The organism is Bacteroidia bacterium, from assembly GCA_039924845.1.
GTDB lineage: Bacteria > Bacteroidota > Bacteroidia > DATLTG01 > DATLTG01 > DATLTG01.
The window spans coordinates 1-19,673 of record JBDTAC010000099.1; the positions used below are offsets into that span (position 1 = coordinate 1).

Annotated in this window: 14 protein-coding genes; 8 read left to right on the forward strand and 6 right to left on the reverse strand. The window is 36.6% G+C overall.

The window, feature by feature from the left end; translation table 11 throughout:
• Positions 1-460: 460 nt before the first annotated feature.
• Complete coding sequence (locus ABIZ51_11885) at positions 461-2,587, reverse strand: SurA N-terminal domain-containing protein (GenBank protein MEO7089485.1); 2,127 nt, start codon at positions 2,585-2,587, stop codon at positions 461-463.
• 146 nt (positions 2,588-2,733) lie between these two features.
• Positions 2,734-3,384, reverse strand: coding sequence for a methyltransferase domain-containing protein (locus ABIZ51_11890; protein ID MEO7089486.1), 651 nt, complete (start codon positions 3,382-3,384; stop codon positions 2,734-2,736).
• Between the two features lie 287 nt (positions 3,385-3,671).
• On the opposite strand from ABIZ51_11890, the gene ABIZ51_11895 reads away from it, so the two are divergent.
• Positions 3,672-4,298, forward strand: a complete 627-nt coding sequence (locus tag ABIZ51_11895; protein ID MEO7089487.1) for a hypothetical protein — start codon at positions 3,672-3,674, stop codon at positions 4,296-4,298.
• Between the two features lie 309 nt (positions 4,299-4,607).
• Here the strand turns inward: ABIZ51_11895 and acs are convergent, their stop codons facing one another.
• From acs to secG, 4 genes are all read right to left on the reverse strand, one after another.
• Positions 4,608-6,512, reverse strand: a complete 1,905-nt coding sequence (acs, locus tag ABIZ51_11900) for an acetate--CoA ligase (GenBank protein ID MEO7089488.1) — start codon at positions 6,510-6,512, stop codon at positions 4,608-4,610.
• 117 nt (positions 6,513-6,629) lie between these two features.
• Positions 6,630-8,267, reverse strand: coding sequence for a chaperonin GroEL (gene groL / locus ABIZ51_11905; protein MEO7089489.1), 1,638 nt, complete (start codon positions 8,265-8,267; stop codon positions 6,630-6,632).
• A 98-nt stretch (positions 8,268-8,365) separates the two neighbouring features.
• Entirely contained in the window at positions 8,366-8,644 is a 279-nt protein-coding gene (gene groES, locus ABIZ51_11910; GenBank protein MEO7089490.1) for a co-chaperone GroES, read from the reverse strand.
• 175 nt (positions 8,645-8,819) lie between these two features.
• Positions 8,820-9,224, reverse strand: a complete 405-nt coding sequence (gene secG, locus ABIZ51_11915) for a preprotein translocase subunit SecG (GenBank protein ID MEO7089491.1) — start codon at positions 9,222-9,224, stop codon at positions 8,820-8,822.
• A 238-nt stretch (positions 9,225-9,462) separates the two neighbouring features.
• On the opposite strand from secG, the gene topA reads away from it, so the two are divergent.
• The 7 genes from topA (at position 9,463) to gldN (ending at position 19,203) form a co-directional block, all read left to right on the forward strand.
• Complete coding sequence (gene topA, locus ABIZ51_11920) at positions 9,463-11,901, forward strand: type I DNA topoisomerase (protein ID MEO7089492.1); 2,439 nt, start codon at positions 9,463-9,465, stop codon at positions 11,899-11,901.
• A 31-nt stretch (positions 11,902-11,932) separates the two neighbouring features.
• Positions 11,933-13,111 (forward strand): formimidoylglutamase, encoded by a 1,179-nt coding sequence (locus tag ABIZ51_11925; GenBank protein MEO7089493.1) that lies wholly within the window; start codon positions 11,933-11,935, stop codon positions 13,109-13,111.
• A 132-nt stretch (positions 13,112-13,243) separates the two neighbouring features.
• Positions 13,244-14,191 (forward strand): type IX secretion system membrane protein PorP/SprF, encoded by a 948-nt coding sequence (locus ABIZ51_11930; protein ID MEO7089494.1) that lies wholly within the window; start codon positions 13,244-13,246, stop codon positions 14,189-14,191.
• Positions 14,192-14,280: 89 nt separating this feature from the next.
• On the forward strand, positions 14,281-15,738 hold the full coding sequence (locus ABIZ51_11935) for an SUMF1/EgtB/PvdO family nonheme iron enzyme (protein MEO7089495.1): 1,458 nt from the start codon (positions 14,281-14,283) through the stop codon (positions 15,736-15,738).
• An 89-nt stretch (positions 15,739-15,827) separates the two neighbouring features.
• Positions 15,828-16,601, forward strand: coding sequence for a gliding motility protein GldL (gldL, locus tag ABIZ51_11940; protein ID MEO7089496.1), 774 nt, complete (start codon positions 15,828-15,830; stop codon positions 16,599-16,601).
• A gap of 40 nt (positions 16,602-16,641) precedes the next feature.
• Positions 16,642-18,276, forward strand: coding sequence for a gliding motility protein GldM (gldM, locus tag ABIZ51_11945; protein MEO7089497.1), 1,635 nt, complete (start codon positions 16,642-16,644; stop codon positions 18,274-18,276).
• Between the two features lie 24 nt (positions 18,277-18,300).
• A complete protein-coding gene (gene gldN, locus ABIZ51_11950) occupies positions 18,301-19,203 on the forward strand; it encodes a gliding motility protein GldN (GenBank protein ID MEO7089498.1) in 903 nt (300 codons plus the stop codon).
• Positions 19,204-19,673 lie beyond the last annotated feature (470 nt).

Consider the following 19,673-nt stretch of genomic DNA (forward strand, 5'->3'; position numbering starts at 1 on the left):
AGTCAATTTCCAGACCCGAAGAGTCGTCCCCACGAGTTGAAGAGTCAATTTCCAGACTCGAAGAGTCGTCCCCACGAGTTGAAGAGTCAAGTTCCGCACCCGAAGAGTCGTCCCCACGAGTTGAAGAGTCAAGTTCCGCACCCGAAGAGTCGTCCCCACGAGTTGAAGAGTCAAGTTCCGGACCCGAAGAGTCGTTCCCACGAGTTGAAGAGTCAATTTCCAGACCCGAAGAGTCGTCCCCACGAGTAATAGCAACGATTGTGTAAGCTGTAGACTTGATTATTTTACGTGCATTATCCTATTTTTCTCCTAAAGAGCTAATTTGTATTGTACATTTCACTATTCCAATTCAAACCTGTGGAGTTAAAAACACGCTCAAAAAAATATTTTTTAGAGCATAAAAAGTACAAAAAAAAAGCACGAACGATTGTTCGTGCTTTTGAAGGATAAAAAATATTTCTCAATAAAACTTACCGATGTGATCCACAACATTCGCATTCGTTTTTAACGCGCCGAACACATCGTAATCTGCTTGATTGGATAAACTTTGTTGCAATTGCATTTGCAAGGCTTTATAATCCGTTATAGGAGTTGCGGGATGAATAGAATCAACACTAATCACAAAAACACCTGCTTGTCCTTGTATTGGTTTTGAAAGTTGGTTTGCTTTTAATACCGATGCAACACCAATTACGCTGCCTTCTGGACCAATACCTTGCAATACATTTGTTCCAAAACTTGCGTTTTTATCGCTGGCTGTTTGCAATCCTGTTTTAGCAGCCAATGCTTGTAAATTAGATGTACCAGCCATTGCATCATTCATTTCTTTTTTCAGAATTTCGGCTTTTTTATCTTGCATTGCATAATGTGTTACTGCGTCTTTCACTTGATCTAATGGCGCAATTCCATTTTCTTTTATTTGAGATAATAAAGCAACCACAAATTTATTTCCGAACTGAAACGTTTGAGATACATCGCCTTGTTTGGCTTGGTATGCCCAACGAATTAATTCTTTCGGATTGTCCAATCCGGGGATATTATCATCGCTCTCTTTTACATCTGCAATGCGCTGGCTCAAATGATTTGCATCCACTGCTTTTTGAAATAAATCAGCTTTGTTATTTTGTCCTGAAAACTTGCTTGCTTTGGTATAGGCATCGCTCAGCGTTTGTTTTCCAGGAATGATTTGTTTACTAACAATTGCCACTTCCACTTCTTTCTGTCCGCTTTCGCTTTTTTCTTCTAACTGAATGAGGTGGAAACCGAATTTTGTTTGCACTTCTACAATGTCTCCGGTTTTACCGAAAAAACAAGCAGCATCAAATTCCGGAACCATTTGTCCACGTTTAAACCAACCTAAATCACCGCCTTTGGAAGCACTTCCATCTTCTGAATTGGCTTTTGCCATTTCATCGAAATTAGCATCCGTCAATATTGCTTTCAAGCTGTCTGCTTTTGCTTTCGCTTTCGCGAGATCTCCGTTTACCGGACGAATCAAAATATGACGCGCTTTTACAGAATCTGGCACAAATTTATCATCAATTAATTTAGCTAAATTAAAAGAACCATTTTCTTCATAAGGTCCAACCACAGTACCTATTTCCGCCGAAAACATAGTCGAATCAATTATCGGAGAAAGAGTTCCTTTTTTATGATACGTATTGTCAAATATTCTGCCGTCCGATTCTGCAATCACAAAAGAAGAATCATCTGCTGGTTTCGATTTTTTAAAATCTTTTTCAATTGTTGTAATGTCTGATTTAATATCTGCTGTGTCGGCTGTAGAAGGAATGGCTTCGTACGCGATGTAATTTAATTTGCGACTTCTTTCTTGTTTGTAATCATTCAAATGTGCGTTGTAATAATTTTTCAAATCGCTGTCGCTTACTTTCGCTGAGCTATCGGAAACAGCAGCGTAACGTTTCATTATATAATTCAAATCGAAAGTTGTTTTTTGCGCAACATAATCCATTTTTGCTTGGCTCGTAGTTACAATCATTGCGGCTTTAATTAAGTCAATGTATTTTTCATAATACCTTGCTTTGCGTACTTCGTCTTCCAACAAAGCCCATTGTGCATCTTGATCCGCATTCATTTGCTGCGTATATTTTAAAACGATGTCTGGATTTAATTGACCTGTTTTTGGATCGGCAAAAGTCTGAATAATACGTCCTGTTTGATGATCTGTAAAATATTGAACCACGTAAGGATGTGGATTTTTTCCGAGCATTAAGCTGTACAATTCATCGTCGGAAACTGTTATTCCCAAAGCTTTGTACTCTTTGGTCATGATTGTTTCGTTGGTGATTTTTTGCCACGTATCTTGTACAATTTTAGTTCTGTCTTGATCATTGATAGTTGTTTTTCCAGAATTTTTTTCTTGTATCGCGATAGCTTCTTCTACTTGATTATTGAATTCATCGTACGGAATGCCTTTGCCAAAAAGCTCTCCTACATTTCTGTCGGAGTTTCCGAAAAAATATTTTCCGGACTCAAAAGCACTTTGAAGAATGAAAATAAACAATGCGCCTCCGATTACAATTACCAGTAATCCGGCTTGACTTCTAATTTTATTTAACGTACTCATCTTAAAAATTAAGTTTTAGGGGGACAAATATAAGATTCTTCGTTAAACTAAAAAAGTAAATCGAAAAAGGATGTTCATTTTTAGGAGATATGTTGATTTTACGTGCTTTTTTTGACCTTCAAAAAAATAATTTTTCAAACCGCTTTTTAAATTTTAGTTCCTACAAAAAGCGCGTTTAACGCCCATTGCGTGGCAAAATATTTTTTTTCGATGTTTTTAAAACCCGCCATTTTCATTCGAGAAATAATTTCAGTATCAGTCAAATAATATTCCTCGCCTTCTTCCATACCTCTTTCCGTATCCATGTCGTGATGCGCACCAAATAATTTTCCGTACACAAAAACTACTTTATGAACCAATATTTCCGCCAAAGGATTTCCCATTGTAATGATGATATTCCCACCAGTTTTCAAACATCTGTATGCTTCGGCTAATTCTACATCGCGCTTCGGACGCGGGACGTGGTTGATATTGGCAATAAACGTAACGGATTCAAACGTGTTGTTTTCATACGGAAAATGCGTGATGTCGTTTACAATGTGTTCGTCCGTTAAACCGTCGTATTTATACACATCAATTCCAATTCCTTTGCCTTGCAAATAATCGTTGATAAACAAATTGTGTTTTCCGCAACCTACGTCTAAACAATGTCCTTTTACTTCGCGCGCGCTGTATTCAAATCGTTCGGAACGGAGCGAACTTAAACCCCATTTGTTGTCTTGGAAAATGGTAACAGCCCTTATCGGGAAGGTAATAAAATCAATTATCTTTTGTGATTTACTGCGTAGTAGCGCCATATTTTTCGAAAATATTTTCTGTATTAAAAGTGATCAAAACAATTCAAAGATACTTATTTAAAAAAGGGTGCTTGAAAAAATATTTTTTTGAACTTAAAATATAAAGTTTGTTGCAAGTAAAATATGCCTTATTTTTGAAACGTAAAGCGAAATAGCTTTTTGTTATTTATTTCGCTTTACATAAACTAATGGCAGGATTGACGCAATAAATCGCAAATTTTGTTGCGGCAATCTGAGTGTTATAGCCAATTTTAGGACGACACCAAACTAACGACAGAAACAAAAATTTGAAACGTAAAATAACATACGGACTTTTTACAATTCTACTTATCGGTGGACTTTATTTCGGACTTCGTTTTGCATTCGGATTTTTTACGCCTTTCAACTTTTGGACAGCCAAACAAGACATTAAAAACGGAAAAATTCAAATAGCCGAAATTGGAGAAATACTTTTGAACTTTGAACAAAAACAAAAATTAGCTAACTCTTACGGTCTTGACTTTTATCTTTTTGGTTGTAATGTAACAACAGACATTATCAACGGGACAAAATATTACAATAATGCAATGGTTAGTCACTTGGAAAGTAAATATGGTATCGGGTGGTGGACAGAATTTCAAATTCAACTCGACAGCATTGACAAGGCAAAGTCGACAGATATAATAATTGAAAAAGTTTTAGATATTGTAGCAGAGCAAAAAATTGTAAAAGACCAAATTAGACTCATTGACAGTTTATCAAAAAGCCAAAGGCACATTTCACTTATACCGACGTTAGAAGACACAATGAAAAATGTTTATCTTGTTAAAGTCGCCGAAGACAATGGAATAAATTTAGTAACGTATTTCAACTTCCTGGTAGACGCAAACAAAATGATAATTCTTAATGCGGATGGAAAACTTGAAGGACAATGAAAATAAACTGGCTATAACAGGTGGCTTGACTGCTATGCTGGCTGACGAATAAATTCTCATCTTTTTGTCACTATCAGCAGCGGTTTAGGCTGACGGATTTCCTTTCAACTTTTGTTCGTAATTTGAACTCTAAATAATTTTATAGGGCTGGCGGTCGGGCTGGAAGAGCAATGAATACCAGCACAGCAGCAAGCCCGACCGTTACCTAATATTCTAAAACTACTCTCATAAACAAATAAAATATAAAAACCCAACAAGAATAGATTCAAGAAATTCAATGATTAATTGTTTGGCTAAAGCCAATTTTATTTATTGCAATTTTACTGCATCCACTTTTATTTCTTCCACTACTTCGGGGTCAAGTAGCGTAGAAGTATCTCCCAGATTTGCAAATTCGCCTTCGGCAATTTTTCGTAAAATTCTGCGCATAATTTTTCCAGAACGTGTTTTTGGTAATCCGCGAACAATTTGAATTTTATCCGGCTTCGCAATGGCTCCGATAATTTTTGTTACCGTTGCTAAAATTTCTTCACGCAATTTCGGAATGTCATCAATGGATTTCGAGCAAATCACATACGCGTAAATGCCTTGTCCTTTGATGGGATGTGGAAAACCTACCACCGCAGATTCCACCACATCGGAATGTTCGTTAATCGCATTTTCTACTTCAGCCGTTCCGATGCGATGCCCAGAAACATTCATTACATCGTCCGCGCGACCAGTAATTCGATAATAACCATCTTCATCTCGCTTGCAACCATCGCCTGTGAAATAAAAATTTTTGTAAGTAGAAAAATAAGTTTGCTTACAACGTTCGTGATCGCCATACGTAGTGCGGATAATAGAAGGCCACGGAAAGCGAATGCACAAATTTCCTTCCACATTATTTCCTTTCAATTCTGTTCCATTGTGATCCACTAAAATAGGCTCTATTCCCGGCAAGGGAAGCGTCGCATAACTCGGCTTTGTTTTTGTAATTCCTGCTAAAGGCGAAATTAAAATTCCGCCTGTTTCTGTTTGCCACCAGGTGTCTACAATCGGGCAATTATTTTTTCCGATGTGTGTATCGTACCAATGCCAAGCTTCTTCGTTAATCGGCTCACCTACACTTCCCAAAACTCGCAACGAATCTAATTTATACGGTTTTACAAATTCGTCACCATGTGCTTGTAACGCACGAATAGCAGTGGGTGCAGTGTAAAAAATATTTACTTGATGCTTATCAATAATTTTCCAGAAACGTCCAGCATCTGGATAAGTCGGAATTCCTTCAAACATCAGAGTTGTGGCACCTGCTAATAAAGGTCCGTAAATAGTGTACGAATGCCCAGTAACCCAACCAATATCGGCAGTACACCAATAGACTTCTTTTTCATTGTATTGAAAAACATTTCGAAAAGAATAATCCGTGTACACCATATAACCGCCAATCGTATGCACTACACCTTTCGGTTTTCCAGTAGATCCGGAGGTATATAAAATAAATAATAAATCTTCCGCATCCATTTCTTCGGCTTCACAAATCGCAGAAACATTTTTTATTTCGTCTTTCCAAAACACGTCGCGTCCTTGTTTCATGATACATTCAGCATTTGTATGTGAATATACAATCACTCTTTTTACAGAATTGTTTTTTTCTATCGCTTCATCTACAATTTCTTTGATGGAAATTTGTTTCGCGCCACGATACGCGCCATTACTGGTAATGACGAATGTTGATTGACAATCGATGATTCTATCCGAAAGGGAATTGGCGGAGAAGCCTGCAAAAACTACGGAATGTACTGCTCCAATTCTGGCGCAAGCCAACACTGCTATGGTGAGTTGTGGAATCATTGGCATATAAAGAATGATGCGATCGCCTTTTTTTGCACCGTTATTTTTTAACACATTTGCAAAACGACACACTTCTGCGTGGAGTTCGGAATAGGTATATTTTACAGCCTTTTCGTTCGGATTATTCGGTTCCCAAATCAATGCTGTTTGATTTCCTTTGCTTGCCAAATGACGATCTAAACAATTTTCGGTAATGTTTAATTTTCCTCCGATAAACCATCTGACATCTGGCTTTTCGAAATCCCATTCTAAAATTTTATCCCATCTTTTTCGCCAAAAAAAAGTTTTTGCCTGCTCTTCCCAAAAGCGTTCAGGATTTTCGATACTCTTTTTATATTCGGAAAAATATTCTTCTAAGTTGTTAATTCGAATCGCCATCTTGTTAAAATTTATTATCCAAAAGTAAAAAATAATGTGGAATTTATTTTTTGAAAAAACGAAACCCTCTTTGCAAAATTTGCAAAGAGGGTTTCGAAGTATTTGAAAAATTATTTTTTACATCATTCCGCCCATTCCTCCACCCATTCCTGGATTTCCCATTGGAGAAGAATTTTCTTCTTTTTTCTCAGCCAAAACACACTCAGTTGTGAGTAACATTCCAGCAATAGAAGCTGCATTTTCAAGTGCAACGCGTGTTACTTTTGTAGGGTCAATGACACCTGCAGAAAGTAAATTTTCATATTTATCAGTACGTGCATTGTATCCGAAATCAGCTTTTCCTTCGCGTACTTTTTGTACCACGATAGAACCTTCTAATCCTGCATTTGCAACAATTTGACGAAGTGGTTCTTCGATTGCGCGTTTCACAATTTGAATTCCAGTTGTTTCGTCTTCATTCAAACCTTTTAATTTCTCAAGTACTTCGATAGCTCTGATATAAGCAACGCCACCTCCTGGTACAATTCCTTCTTCCACAGCAGCACGTGTTGCGTGAAGTGCATCGTCCACGCGATCTTTTTTCTCTTTCATTTCTACTTCAGTAGCAGCTCCAACGTAAAGAACAGCAACGCCACCAGCTAATTTAGCCAAACGTTCTTGTAGTTTTTCTTTATCGTAATCGGAAGTAGTACTTTCCATTTGCGCTTTAATTTGGTTAACGCGAGCAGTAATTTCTGCTTTTTTTCCGCTGCCTCCAACAATAGTTGTATTGTCTTTATCAATGGTAATTTTTTCGCATTTTCCGAGATAAGATAAATCGGCATTCTCCAATTTAAAACCTCTTTCTTCTGAAATAAGTGTTCCGCCTGTTAAGATAGCGATATCTTCTAACATTGATTTTCTTCTATCGCCAAAACCTGGAGCTTTTACAGCTGCAATTTTTAGTGAACCACGAATTTTATTTACCACTAAAGTGGATAAAGCTTCTCCGTCAATATCTTCGGCAATAATTAAAATTGGTTTTCCTGTTTGAACGCCTTTTTCCAAAATCGGAAGTAATTCCTTCATGTTGGAAATTTTTTTGTCATAAAGTAAAATTAAGGGCTGTTCTAAAACGGCTTCCATTTTCTCCACATCAGTTACAAAATAAGCAGAAACATAACCTCTGTCGAATTGCATTCCTTCTACTATTTCAACAGTAGTTTCAGTTCCTTTTGCTTCTTCAACAGTAATTACGCCTTCTTTCTTTACTTTTCCCATTGCTTCGGCAATTAATTTTCCGACAGCACTGTCGTTGTTAGCAGAAATCGTAGCAACTTGTTCAATTTTTTTATTGTCGTCGCCTACTTTTTGTGATTGCTTTTTGAGATTTTCAACCACAGCTTGTACCGCTTTATCAATACCGCGTTTCAAATCCATTGGATTTGCACCGGCAGCTACGTTTTTCAAACCGCCTGTTACAATAGCTTGCGCTAAAACAGTTGCCGTAGTTGTTCCGTCTCCAGCAATATCAGCAGTTTTAGAAGCAACTTCTTTCAACATCTGAGCGCCCATATTCTCTACTGCATCAGATAATTCAATTTCTTTTGCAACGGTAACACCATCTTTCGTGATGCTCGGTGCACCAAATTTTTTGTCAATAATTACGTGACGACCTTTTGGTCCCAATGTAACTTTTACTGCATTTGCCAATGCGTCCACGCCTTTTTTTAAGGCATCGCGGGCTTCGAGGTTAAAGGTGATATTTTTTGCCATTTTGATTTTAGTTTTTTTATTTGATTAATATTAAATTGTTTTTTAGAGCTTCAAAAAATTATTTTTTCAAACGATAATTTGAACACTAATTTTTCGTGTTATACAATCGCGAAAATATCAGATTCGCGCATGATGAGGTATTCTTTGCCTTCAATTTGGATTTCGGTTCCAGCATATTTTCCGTAAAGCACGTGATCGCCAATTTTAACAGTTATTGGCTCGTCTTTTTTTCCTGTTCCAACAGCGATTACTTTTCCTTTTTGAGGTTTTTCTTTTGCTGTATCGGGGATAATAATTCCTCCGGCTGTTTTCTCTTCTGCTGCAGCGGCTTCTATAATTACTCTATCTGCGAGCGGTTTAATTTTTACTGTTGCCATTTTTTGAAATTTATTTTTAGGTTAGAAAATTATTTTTTTGATACGCTCTTTCTCGTCATTATTCGTGCCAATACATTTTTTGGCATTCAATCAAGACAAATTTACATCTTCTCGATTTTTTTAGGCAAAATCTGTCAGACAAAAATGACAGTCTGACATTTGTACAACAGAAAAATTATTTTTTCTTGTCGGCGGCAGGAGCTGCTCCTTTTTTTGTTCCCTCAGCAGGAGCTGCTGTAGCAGCTGGAGCGGGAATTGCATTGTTTTGGAAAGAATTGACGTTGCCCATTTCTTGCGCTTTTTTGCGCGTAACGGATTCTTGCGGAGCAGCGGTTGAATTATCTGTTGTATTGCTCGAAGAAGAGCTGAATGGTACTGAAAATAAACTCAATACTAACAATCCAATTGCAAGTGCCCAAGTTGCTTTTTCTAAAAAGTCGGTTGTTTTACGAACGCCCATCACTTGGTTAGAAGATGCGAAGGATGACGACAAACCGCCTCCTTTTGAATTTTGTACAAGAACAACCAATATCAGCACAATGCTGACAATGCTGATTAAAACTTCGATGAGTGTATTCATTTTAAATCAAAAATAAAAAATAGGGCTGCAAAGTAAATGTTTTTTATTGAGATTTCATAAAAAATAATATTTTGATGATGGAACATAAAAAAGAGCATCTGAAAATTTTTTTTTCAAAAAAAATATATATATGAAATATATATATGGAAAATGGCTGCAATAATAAATTTGGAAAAGTGGTTTTGAAATCTTTTTCTTTGCACTCGTTTTCTAAAAATTTATCCTAAAATAAATAGCGATGGCAAAAAATTTAGTGATAGTGGAGTCGCCTGCCAAGGCAAAAACAATTGAAGGCTTTTTGGGCAAGGAGTATTCTGTTAAGTCGAGTTTCGGACACGTTCGGGATTTGGCAAAAAAAGGAATGTCGGTAGATACGGCGAATAGTTTTGCGCCTGTTTATGAAATTTCGGCAGACAAAGAAAAATTAATTTCGGAATTAAAAAAATTAGCGAAAGGTGCAGAAACAGTTTGGTTAGCAACGGATGAGGACCGTGAAGGAGAAGCTATTTCTTGGCATTTATTCGAGACATTAAATTTAACGGATAAAAATACAAAGCGCATCGTTTTTCATGAGATTACGGAAAAAGCAATTAAAAATGCGATTGCACATCCGCGAAGCATTGATCAAAATTTAGTGGATGCGCAACAAGCGCGAAGAATATTAGATAGATTGGTTGGTTTTGAACTTTCGCCAGTGTTGTGGAAAAAAATAAAACCATCGCTTTCAGCGGGACGCGTACAATCCGTAGCGGTTCGTTTAATTGTGGAGAGAGAGCGTGAAATTACTGCTTTTACAAGTATTTCCACTTATAAAGTGGTGGCTAATTTTCAGGCTGGAAAATCAATTTTAAAAGCGGAATTAAATGAAAAATTTCGCACGCACGAAGAAGCAAATGCATTCTTAAAAAAATGTATCGGAGCCAATTTTAATATTGAAAATTTAGAAACAAAACCTTCTAAAAAGTCACCGGCAGCGCCTTTTACAACTTCTACTTTACAACAAGAAGCGAGTCGTAAATTAGGATTTTCTGTAGCGCAAACGATGATGATTGCTCAGCGATTGTACGAAGCCGGAAAAATAACTTATATGAGAACAGACTCTGTAAATCTTTCGGATACAGCGATTGATCAGGCAACGGAAGAAATTACAAGTGCGTACGGAAAAAATTATTTGAACATTCGTCATTACAAAACAAAATCAAAAGGTGCGCAAGAAGCCCACGAAGCTATTCGTCCGAGCTACATTAATAAACACAGTGTGGATGGAGAAAATAACGAAAAGCGTTTGTACGATTTAATTTGGAAACGTACGATTGCTTCGCAAATGAGCGATGCAGAATTAGAGAAAACAGTTGCTACAATTGCTGTTTCAACAACAACGGAGAAATTTGTGGCGCAAGGAGAAGTATTGAAATTTGATGGTTTTTTGAAAGTGTATATGGAATCGAGTGATGACGATTCGAGCGAAGATGAAAATCAAAAAACAATGTTACCTCCGATTAAAAAAGGAGAAGATTTAGTAGCTCAAGAAATTTCTGCAACGCAACGTTTCAGCCATCATTCGGCACGATATACGGAAGCAAGTTTGGTGAAAAAATTAGAAGAATTGGGCATTGGTAGACCTTCTACGTATGCGCCAACTATTTCTACGGTTCAAAAACGCGGCTACGTGGTGAAAGAAGACCGAGAAGGACATGAACGAAAATATAATTTTTTGTCGCTGAAATCCGAAAAAATTTCCGAAGAAATAAAAACAGAAAATACGGGTGCAGAAAAATCAAAATTATTTCCGACTGATATTGGAATTGTGGTGAATGATTTTTTGGTAACGCATTTTAAAAATATCATGGATTACAATTTCACGGCAAGTGTAGAAGAGGAGTTTGATGAAATTGCAGAAGGGAAATTAACGTGGAGTAAAATGTTGGAACGTTTTTACAAACCGTTTCATAAAAACGTAGAAGACACTTCTGATAATTCGGAACGTGCTTCGGGTGAGCGTTTGTTAGGTATTGATCCCGCCAGTGGAAAAAATATTTATGCGCGCATTGGGCGCTTCGGGCCTTTGGTGCAAATTGGCGAAGGAAATAACGAAGCAGAAAAACCAAAATTTGCGAGCTTAAAAAAAGACCAACGTTTAGAATCTATTACCTTGCAAGATGCGCTGGATTTATTTAAACTTCCGCGAAAAGGCGGTGAATTTGAAGACAAAGAAATGACAATTGCGATTGGACGTTTTGGTCCGTATATCAAACATAATAATGCGTTTTATTCTATCAAAAAAGAATACGATCCGATGACGATTAGCGCAGAAACTGCCATCGAAATTATTCTCGCTAAACGCGAAGCAGACAAAAATAAAATTATTAAAACGTTTCCAGAAAATGAAACGGTGCGTGTGTTAAACGGACGTTGGGGGCCTTACATTGCCATCGAAAAAGATAATTTTAAAATCCCGAAAGGAACAGTTCCTGAGACATTGACATTGGAAGAATGCTTGAAAATTGCTTCAGAAGATACGCGTAGTTTTAAAAAGAAATCGTTTGGCAAAAAGGCAGATGCAAAAGCTCCTGTAAAAGTAGAGAAATCAACAAAAAAGTCGGCAAAAAAAACAGTAAAAAAAGCGACTCCAAAAAATAATTTTTCAAAGGCGAAAAAAACGTCTCCAAAAAAATAATTTTTCGAACGTCTAAAATCGAACCAATCAAATGAACGATTTATCGGAATATTTTGAACCTATCGATTTATCAAAGTTAGATGCTGCAAAAACGTATCAGCCTTTGGCATTGGGAAATGTGATGGATATTTATTTTCTCGAAAAAAAATTTCCGGAATTAAAAAATGTGCACATCGCAATTGTTGGTGTGGAAGAAGACAGAGCTGCAGTAAACAATGAAGGATGTGGTTTTGCAGCTGATTACGTGCGTCAATATTTGTATAAATTATACCAAGGAAATTACGCGGTAAAAATTGCAGATTTAGGAAATATCAAAAAAGGTTTTTCGGTACAAGATTCTTATTTTGCAGTAACTGCGGTTGCTACAGAGTTGATTAAACACAATATTATTCCGTTAATTATCGGAGGCGGCCAAGATATTACGTTTGCAAATTATTTGGCCTATGAAAGTTTGGAACAAACCATTAATATGGTGGCGATTGATCCAGCTTTTGATTTAGGAGATGTTGATCAGCCGCTTGATTCGAGGTCGTATCTCAGTAAAATAATTTTACATCAGCCTAATTTTTTATTTAATTTCAGTAATATTGGGTATCAAACTTATTTTACGGATACCAACGCTTTGCAATTGATTTCGAAATTGTATTTTGATGCGTATCGTATCGGACAAGTAAGAACTTCGATGGAAGAAGCGGAGCCTGTTATTCGCAATGCAGATTTAGTAACGTTTGATATTTCCGCGATTCGTCATTCCGATGCTCCAGGAAATGGAAATGCTTCTCCCAATGGTTTTTATGGCGAAGAAGCCTGTCAGTTGGTGCGTTACGCGGGTATGAGCGATAAACTTTCGTCCATCGGTTTTTATGAAATAAATCCTGTTTTTGATAAATCCGGACAAACGACGCACTTAGTGGCGCAAATGATTTGGTATTTTATAGAAGGTTTTTACAATCGTAAAAAAGATTATCCGATAAACGATAAAACAGAATATTTAAAATACCGCGTTTCCATCAAAAATAATAAACACGAAATAATTTTTTATAAAAGCAATAAAAGTTCGAGGTGGTGGATGGAAGTTCCGTATCCGCCAAATAAAAAAATAAAATACGAACGACATTGTTTAGTTCCTTGCTCTTACAGCGATTACGAAACGGCTTGCAAGGAAGAAGTTCCTGATAGATGGTGGCAAACGTTTCAAAAATTAAGTTAAGTTTTGAAAGTATCAAAAAAAATAAACATCAAATTGTTTACAAAATATTTGTTTTTATAAATATAATATATACTTTAGCGTCCTATTGTTTGAAGAAATAGTCTTAAAAATTAAACCAAACAACACAGTAAAATGAAAAAAATATTTACTACAATTGCCTTATCAGTAGCAGGATTGGCGGCATTTTCACAGCAAGATGCGCAGTTCAGCCAGAACATGTTTAACCAGTTAGATATTAACCCCGCTTATGCAGGAATTAATCATGCATATTGTGCAACTCTTCTTGGAAGAGAACAATGGGTAAATTTTCCGGGTGCACCCAAAACATTTTTATTTAGTGGTGATGCTTATATTCCAGGCATAGGTGGCGGACTTGGATTGACTGCTTACAGTGATCAATTGGGTTTTGATAAAACATTCGGAGCTATTTTAGCATATTCATATCATATTGCTGCAGGTCCTGGAGTAATTGGAATAGGTCCAGAACTCGGAATTATTCAAAAATCACTTTCGGGTGCTTGGTTAGCTCCTGACGGAACAAATGGAGCCAGCGACAATTCAATTCCAGTAACTGGAGTGAGTAGTATGACATATGACGTTGGCTTAGGAGTATATTATAGTATTCAAGATCAAATGTATTTTGGTATTTCTACCAGTCACATTCCTCAACAATCTTTTACAAGTGGAAGTTATCCAAGTTATCAATTTGATTTAGCAAGACATTATTATGTAATGGCAGGATATACATTTCATGCAACTTCAGATTTTGATATTATGCCTTCTATATTTGCGAAATCAGATGCTTCCTCTACACAAGTGGATGTGAATGCTTTAATAAGATATGATAAAATGGTTTGGATAGGCGTTTCTTACCGACCAAACGACGCAATAGTTGCATTGGTGGGCTATCAGCACTCCTTTACAAATGGTTCTACTGTTAGAATTGGCTATTCGTATGATATTACTACATCTGAATTAAAAACATACAGCAACGGAAGCCATGAAATTATGTTAGGGTATTGTTTTAAAATTGTTCCAAAATCGCATATTCAAAGTCATCAAACAGTTAGATTTTTGTAAAAAAATAAAAAACTGTAACAAAATTTGTTATTGTTTCGTTCAAGCAAGTCAATTTGTTTTTGAACGCCTATTTTATACCAATGATTTCTATGAAAAAAAGTACACATTGTAAAAATAACCAAGGAGGCAGCATGAAAAAATTACTTCTATTTGGATCCTTTATTGCCATCGTTAGCGGCTGTAATAAAGGTGGAAATGGTCAGTTGATTGGAGTACAAGGGCGTGAAACTTGGTATCAGCCTACTCCTTATGGGATGCTATACATTCCACCAGGATCTTATCAAATGGGACCTGATGATGAGGATATTTCCTTCGCTCATACTACTAAATCTAAAACGGTTTCTATTCAAGCCTTTTATATTGATCAAACGGAAATTTCAAATAATGAGTACCGCCAATTTGTTTATTGGGTAAGAGATTCCATCGCTCGAAGATTATTGGGAGACGGTGGTATGGATCAGTTTTACATGACGCAAGATGAAAATGGAAACGATTTAGATACACCGCAAATTGTTTGGAGACCCAAAATTCAATGGGATCAACAAGACCAGGCGGAGATTTTAGATCCGATGTTTTTACCAGCGAAAGAACGTTTCTATAAGAGAAAAGAAATTGACACTCGAAAATTAAATTTTGAATATTATCGCATTGATTTACGTTTAGCTGCGGCAAAAACGAATCGATTTATTCCAGAGAAAAGTCCTGATGCAGATGGTAAACAATTTATTAATGGAAAAGGGAATTATAATGTAAGCGATGTTGTATCTGATGGTAGTGGGCATTACAGCGGACGCGAGCGAAAAGGAGTGGATAGAAGTGTTTTTATTGTGAAAGATATTATCAATGTGTATCCAGATACTTTGGCTTGGGTGCATGATTTTACTTACGCATTTAATGAGCCAATGACAAATATGTATTTTTGGCATCCAGCTTATGATTATTATCCTGTTGTGGGTGTGAGTTGGAAACAAGCACGTGCTTTTTGTATTTGGAGAACTCAATTGTTGGATAGTTGGTTAGTGGATAATGGACAATCCATCGTAAATGATTTCCGATTACCAACGGAATCAGAATGGGAATATGCTGCAAGAGGTGGTCTTGGATTAAGTCCGTACCCTTGGGGAGGTCCTTATATCAGAAATTCAAGAGGTTGCTTTTTAGGTAACTTTAAGCCAATGCGAGGAAGTTATTTTGATGATGGAGGTTTTCATACGGTGGCTGTATTTTCGTATAACCCGAATAATTATGGTTTGTACTGTATGGCTGGAAATGCTTCGGAATGGACAAGTAACGCATTCGATCCTTCTGCATACGATTTTGATCACGATATGAATCCCGATTACGTTTATGAGGCGGCAGACAACGAAGCTAATGTATTGAAACGGAAAGTGATTCGTGGTGGATCTTGGAAAGATGTGGGTTATTATTTGGAAACAAGTTCTAGAGATTACGAATACCAGGACACCGCAAAATGTTATATTGGGTTTCGTTGTGTAATGACTTATCTTGGAAGAGCTACTGGAGATGCCATTCTAGGTGTTAAATAAAGAAAAATCAATTCAATAATTAATAATTAATCTTAAAAAAAAAGTTTATGGGAAGTTTCAAACCGGGTTCAAAATCATGGAAACAATTTATGGCCAAATTATATGGTCTAGGAGCGTCTGTTGTTATTATTGGTGCTTTGTTTAAAATACAACATTATCCAGGTGCCGGTATTATGCTTATTATAGGATTATCTACAGAAGCCCTTATCTTCGCGTTTTCTGCGTTTGAACCTATTCATGAGGAAGTGGATTGGAGTTTAGTTTATCCGGAATTAGCAGGAATGCACGACGAAGAAGGTGAAGAGCACAAGAAAATTGCAGACTCGAAAGCAGATGAATTAACTGTTACAGAACAGTTAGACAATATGTTGGAGGAAGCTAAAATAGGACCTGAATTAATTCAGAGTTTAGGAGATGGTTTAAGAAGTTTAGGCGATCAAGCATCTAAATTAAATAACATTACAGATGCTTCTGTGGCAACCAATGAATATGTAAGTAAAGTAAAATCAGCAGCTAAAAATGTAGGTGAACTTTCCGAATCTTATTCGAGAGCTGCGGAATCATTAACAAATCTTACTGTTAGCAATTCCGATGGACAGACATACGGAGAACAGTTACAAAAGGTTTCCAAAAATCTTTCAGCTTTAAATGCAGTATATGAATTGCAATTGCAAAGCTCGAATGACCACATGAAAGCTACTGGTAAATTTTATGATGGTGTAACTGATTTAATCAAAAACTTGAATGAATCAGTTAATGACACAAAGAAATATAAAGAAGAAATCGCTCAATTAGCAGAAAACTTAGGCACGTTAAATACTGTTTATGGTAATATGCTCACAGCAATGAACTTTAAACGCTAATTCAAGTAATTTTTAACCCAATATTATAATACAATAGTTTATGGCAGGTGGAAAAGAAACCCCCAGGCAGAAGATGATAGGTATGATGTACCTCGTTCTTACCGCCCTTTTGGCTCTTAACGTTTCAAAACAGATTTTACAGGCATTTGTCGTAGTAAATGAGGGATTAGAACATACAAATACTAACTTTCAAGCAAAAACGCAATTTACCTATAATGCGTTGGCGAAAGCAAATATAAACGACTCTAAAAAGGCAGGTCCCTATTATCAAAAAGCCTTGCTTTCTCAAGGGTATTCAGACAGTTTATATGGCTATTTGGATGCGATGAAAAAGATGTTGATTCAAAAAACGATAGGAATTCCTCAAAAACAGGCAGATACAACAAAATTACAAAGTATAGTTGAATCCAGTGATAATTTTGATATCCCAACGAATATCCTTGTCGGACAAAAAGAAGATGCATCTGCTGGAAAGGGGAGAGTGTTGCGAGACAAAATAGCCGATTATCGAAAAAAGATGTTGGCATTAGTCAATCCATCTGATACAGCTTCGTTGAATATCGGATTGCTTACGCTCGGAACTTATTCTGAGGAAGATAAAAAACAGGTTGGCTGGGAAATTTATAATTTTTATGATAGCCCACTTGCCGCCGATGTGGTTCTCTTAAGTAAAATACAGAACGATGTACGTAATGCGGAGGCCGAAGTAGCCAACTATTTATTAGGCTCTATTTCTGCCAACGATTTTAAATTCGATGTGCTTCAAGCAAAGATAATTGCTCCTACTAATTATATTATGTTGGGAGATACTTTTAAGGCAGATGTATTTTTAGCCGCTTTCAGTTCAACACAAAACCCGAAAATTGAATTGGGTAATGTGGATACGGTTAAAGGAGTTGCTTCGATTCAAGGGTCGGTGGATTCACTTACGATAGGCCCAAAAAGGGTTATGGGTGGCATCGGAAAATATGCCGTAAAAACAACAGCTGTAGGAGTTCAAGATTGGTCTGGATTAATAAAAATAAAAGCGCCCAACGGCACGTATAAATCTTACCCTTTTGCTGGAGAATATTTGGTTGCGAAACCTGCTTTGGTTGTTTCTCCTACCAAAATGAACGTATTTTATATTGGTGTGGACAATCCAGTGGATATTTCTGTCCCTGGTATTGCAGCAGAAGATTTGCAACCGCACATCAGTGGCGGTGGAGCTTCTTTGCGTCCAGACAAACAAAAAGGGAGTTATATTGTGCGTGTAACTTCGGGTCCTATGGTAACAATTACTGTTTCAGCTAAAACTAAAAATGGCGTAAAAGCAATACCGGGAAATATGAAATTTCGTGTAAAACGTATTCCAGATCCTATTGCGAGTGTGGATGGAAAATCAGGAGATGATGTCATTCAAAAAGGATTGTTAAGAGCAACCCCGGGTGTGAATGCACTTTTGAAGGATTTCGATTTCGATTTGAAATTTACCGTAACTTCCTTTGATGTATCCATTGCAGTACACGGGGTTATCGTAACACAATCTTCACAAAGCAACCGTTTAACTCCTTCTCAAGCAAACCTATTACAAAATGCGAGTACAGGCACAAAAGTTTATTTTGAAAACGTGAAAGCGAGAGGTCCAGATGGAACATTGCGCAAAATACCCGGAGTAAACTTTAAAGTTATTTAATTTTAAACTGAAGGAGGGCTAAAGATGAAAAATGCAAGGAAAAATTTGGTGATTGGGATGTTGTTCTTAGGAGGTGCTGTAATGGCACAGCCTGGCGGAAATACAAATACTACCGGTACTAATCAAACGAGTGTATTAAATCCTCAAACAGGAGGTCCTTTAGATGAAATATATCCGAAAGACAATGCTCCCAACAGAAGGGTTATTCCTTATACCTATTTGCGAGAAGCAGATGTTATGTGGAAGGAAAGAGTATGGAGAGTGTTGGATATGAGAGAAAAGGTGAATCTCCCTTTGTATTATCCAACTAAACCTATTGAAGGAAGAAGAAGTCTTTTTGACGTATTGAAAGACGGAATTATGTCAGGTTCTCTAATTGCCTACGCCAATCCCGCTTTTGACGATGAGTTTAAAGTGCCAATGACAAAAACAGAAGTGGTTGCTTTAATGTCTAAAGTAGATACCGCTTACGTTCCAGATTTGAACAATCCCGATCAAATGGTTCCGAAAATCATTAAAACGGATGTTTCAGCGGATCAAATTCGTAAATATTGGATGAAAGAAGATTGGTTTTTCGATAAACAACGCTCTGTAATGGACGTTCGTATTCTAGGAATTTGCCCTTTAAATATATCCTATAGCGATCAAGGAACAGAGAAAGGAATTGCTCCCATGTTTTGGATTTATTTTCCTGCAGCAAAACCTTTGTTCGCCAATGCAGAAGTTTTTGATGTACAAAATGATGCACAATGGCTTACTTTAGAGGATATTTTTACCAAGCGAAAATTTGCCAGTTATGCGTATAAAAAGAACAACGTTTACAACCGCCAATTGGATGATTATACAACGGGTTTAAATACTTTAATAGAGGCAGATAAAATCAAGAACCATATTTTTCTTTACGAGCACGATATGTGGCATTTCTAATAAAACAATTTTGCTATCAAAAAGGGTCTCGAAAAATTAATTTTTCGAGACCCTTTTTGATGATGTTAATTTTTTCCCAGTATCATTGGTAAATTAGATTTAGTATAACTAATTGCTACTGTTTTTTTGGATAACCAGTTTTAGGTTTGTTCAGAACAATCTTTAGCCGTTTCATATAATTCTCTCTAAACCTTACAGATGAGAATTCTCTTTAAAAAAATCGTAATACCCACAAATCATTTTCAAAAATTAATTTTTTGAGGTGTAAAAAAAGCCCTCATTTTGGGAGGGCTTTAGGATTATTTTTTTGAGAGTAGTTTGTTATCTGACAACAGATACATGTCCGATGTATTGATGGTTATGTCCTAAAAAATCTTTAGCAACAATTTTCCAAACATATACATCTTGTTGAACGATGTTTGCTCCTCCCATTACTTTACCGTCCCAACCTTGACTGAGATTAGTGGTAT